This is a genomic window from Pelomicrobium sp. G1 (genome assembly GCF_051905455.1).
Classification (GTDB): domain Bacteria; phylum Pseudomonadota; class Gammaproteobacteria; order Burkholderiales; family UBA6910; genus Pelomicrobium.
Map to the genome: position 1 here is coordinate 1 of NZ_JBQACR010000168.1, position 367 is coordinate 367.

Genomic DNA, 367 nt, shown 5'->3' on the forward strand with positions numbered 1-367 from the left:
GTCCTGGGAGGAATGCATCGACGCCTTCAACCGGATTCCCCATATCTGGTGGAAGGACGTCATCGTCATCCTGCGCGAGCTGAGCTCCATCGACCCGGACGGGATCGAGCTGTTGCTTTATCTCAGGGAGCGGGCGAGCACGTGCGATCTGTGGCTCGTCCACTGTCGTTCCCAAGTGGTCCACAGTCTGGATGCGGTCAAGCGGTGCTTTCACCTGGTCAACGTGGTGGAAACGGATCCGGCGCCCGACCCGGCGGGGACGGCACCCTGGCATAGCGGACGGCGGCCGACATCATCGGGTCACAAAAGAGGGGGATCATGAGCGCGCTGCGCCATGAACCGGAATGTCCTCCCTGATGCGAGAGGG

At 62.7% G+C, this 367-nt stretch carries 1 protein-coding gene; it reads left to right on the top strand.

The annotated features are described in order from the left end of the window. Window positions 1-322 (top strand): hypothetical protein (locus ACTFO6_RS18015; protein WP_439935777.1); only part of this gene is annotated, 322 nt, incomplete at its 5' end. Window positions 323-367 lie beyond the last annotated feature (45 nt).